At 53.5% G+C, this 3,093-nt stretch carries 2 rRNA genes; both read right to left on the reverse strand.

Going from position 1 to position 3,093, the window contains the following annotated elements:
• Positions 1-94 (reverse strand): 5S ribosomal RNA (rrf, locus tag ADJ24_RS21895); the annotation flags it as partial.
• 74 nt (positions 95-168) lie between these two features.
• A 23S ribosomal RNA gene (locus ADJ24_RS21900) occupies positions 169-3,073 on the reverse strand.
• Positions 3,074-3,093: the final 20 nt, after the last annotated feature.

Genomic DNA, 3,093 nt, shown 5'->3' on the forward strand with positions numbered 1-3,093 from the left:
CATGGGGAGACCCCACACTACCATCGGCGCTACGGCGTTTCACTTCTGAGTTCGGCATGGGGTCAGGTGGGACCACCGCGCTAAAGCCGCCAGGCAAATTCTGTTAATCTGTATCAGAGCTGAAAATTGATTGTGTCGTCTCGTCCGCCGAAACAGCTTCGGCGTTGTAAGGTTAAGCCTCACGGTTCATTAGTATCGGTTAGCTCAACGCATCGCTGCGCTTACACACCCGACCTATCAACGTCGTCGTCTTCAACGTTCCTTCAGGACCCTTAAAGGGTCAGGGAGAACTCATCTCGGGGCAAGTTTCGTGCTTAGATGCTTTCAGCACTTATCTTTTCCGCATTTAGCTACCGGGCAGTGCCATTGGCATGACAACCCGAACACCAGTGATGCGTCCACTCCGGTCCTCTCGTACTAGGAGCAGCCCCCCTCAATTCTCCAGCGCCCACGGCAGATAGGGACCGAACTGTCTCACGACGTTCTAAACCCAGCTCGCGTACCACTTTAAATGGCGAACAGCCATACCCTTGGGACCTACTTCAGCCCCAGGATGTGATGAGCCGACATCGAGGTGCCAAACACCGCCGTCGATATGAACTCTTGGGCGGTATCAGCCTGTTATCCCCGGAGTACCTTTTATCCGTTGAGCGATGGCCCTTCCATTCAGAACCACCGGATCACTATGACCTGCTTTCGCACCTGCTCGAGCCGTCACTCTCGCAGTCAAGCTAGCTTATGCCATTGCACTAACCTCCTGATGTCCGACCAGGATTAGCTAACCTTCGTGCTCCTCCGTTACTCTTTGGGAGGAGACCGCCCCAGTCAAACTACCCACCAGACACTGTCCGCAACCCGGATCACGGGTCTACGTTAGAACACCAGCCATTAAAGGGTGGTATTTCAAGGACGGCTCCACGCAGACTGGCGTCCACGCTTCAAAGCCTCCCACCTATCCTACACATCAAGGACCAGTGTTCAGTGTCAAGCTATAGTAAAGGTTCACGGGGTCTTTCCGTCTTGCCGCGGGTACACTGCATCTTCACAGCGAGTTCAATTTCACTGAGTCTCGGGTGGAGACAGCCTGGCCATCATTACGCCATTCGTGCAGGTCGGAACTTACCCGACAAGGAATTTCGCTACCTTAGGACCGTTATAGTTACGGCCGCCGTTTACCGGGGCTTCGATCAAGAGCTTCGCGTTGCCGCTAACCCCATCAATTAACCTTCCGGCACCGGGCAGGCGTCACACCGTATACGTCCACTTTCGTGTTTGCACAGTGCTGTGTTTTTAATAAACAGTTGCAGCCAGCTGGTATCTTCGACTGATTTCAGCTCCACCCGCAGGGGCTTCACCTACATATCAGCGTGCCTTCTCCCGAAGTTACGGCACCATTTTGCCTAGTTCCTTCACCCGAGTTCTCTCAAGCGCCTTGGTATTCTCTACCTGACCACCTGTGTCGGTTTGGGGTACGATTTGATGTTACCTGATGCTTAGAGGCTTTTCCTGGAAGCAGGGCATTTGTTACTTCAGCACCGTAGTGCCTCGTCATCACACCTCAGCGTTAAAAGGTACCGGATTTACCTGGAACCTCCGCCTACATGCTTAAACCGGGACAACCGTCGCCCGGCTAACATAGCCTTCTCCGTCCCCCCTTCGCAGTAACACCAAGTACAGGAATATTAACCTGTTTCCCATCGACTACGCCTTTCGGCCTCGCCTTAGGGGTCGACTCACCCTGCCCCGATTAACGTTGGACAGGAACCCTTGGTCTTCCGGCGAGCGGGCTTTTCACCCGCTTTATCGTTACTTATGTCAGCATTCGCACTTCTGATACCTCCAGCATGCCTCACAGCACACCTTCAACGGCTTACAGAACGCTCCCCTACCCAACAACGCATACGCGTCGCTGCCGCAGCTTCGGTGCATGGTTTAGCCCCGTTACATCTTCCGCGCAGGCCGACTCGACCAGTGAGCTATTACGCTTTCTTTAAATGATGGCTGCTTCTAAGCCAACATCCTGGCTGTCTGTGCCTTCCCACATCGTTTCCCACTTAACCATGACTTTGGGACCTTAGCTGGCGGTCTGGGTTGTTTCCCTCTTCACGACGGACGTTAGCACCCGCCGTGTGTCTCCCGTGATAACATTCTTCGGTATTCGTAGTTTGCATCGGGTTGGTAAGCCGGGATGGCCCCCTAGCCGAAACAGTGCTCTACCCCCGAAGATGAGTTCACGAGGCGCTACCTAAATAGCTTTCGGGGAGAACCAGCTATCTCCCGGTTTGATTGGCCTTTCACCCCCAGCCACAAGTCATCCGCTAATTTTTCAACATTAGTCGGTTCGGTCCTCCAGTTAGTGTTACCCAACCTTCAACCTGCCCATGGCTAGATCACCGGGTTTCGGGTCTATACCCTGCAACTTAACGCCCAGTTAAGACTCGGTTTCCCTTCGGCTCCCCTATACGGTTAACCTTGCTACAGAATATAAGTCGCTGACCCATTATACAAAAGGTACGCAGTCACACCACGAAGGTGCTCCCACTGCTTGTACGTACACGGTTTCAGGTTCTTTTTCACTCCCCTCGCCGGGGTTCTTTTCGCCTTTCCCTCACGGTACTGGTTCACTATCGGTCAGTCAGGAGTATTTAGCCTTGGAGGATGGTCCCCCCATATTCAGACAGGATACCACGTGTCCCGCCCTACTCTTCGAGTTCACAGCCTGTGTGCTTTCGTGTACGGGACTGTCACCCTGTACCGTGCGACTTTCCAGACGCTTCCACTAACACACAAGCTGATTCAGACTCTGGGCTGCTCCCCGTTCGCTCGCCGCTACTGGGGGAATCTCGGTTGATTTCTTTTCCTCGGGGTACTTAGATGTTTCAGTTCCCCCGGTTCGCCTCGTTAACCTATGTATTCAGTTAACGATAGTGCAACGAATTGCACTGGGTTTCCCCATTCGGACATCGCCGGGTCAAAGGTTCATATCACCTCGCCGGCGCTTTTCGCAGATTAGCACGTCCTTCATCGCCTCTGACTGCCAGGGCATCCACCGTGTACGCTTAGTCGCTTAACCTCACAACCCGAAGATGTTTC

The organism is Enterobacter sp. 940_PEND (assembly GCF_001059415.1).
Lineage (GTDB): Bacteria > Pseudomonadota > Gammaproteobacteria > Enterobacterales > Enterobacteriaceae > Enterobacter > Enterobacter cloacae_M.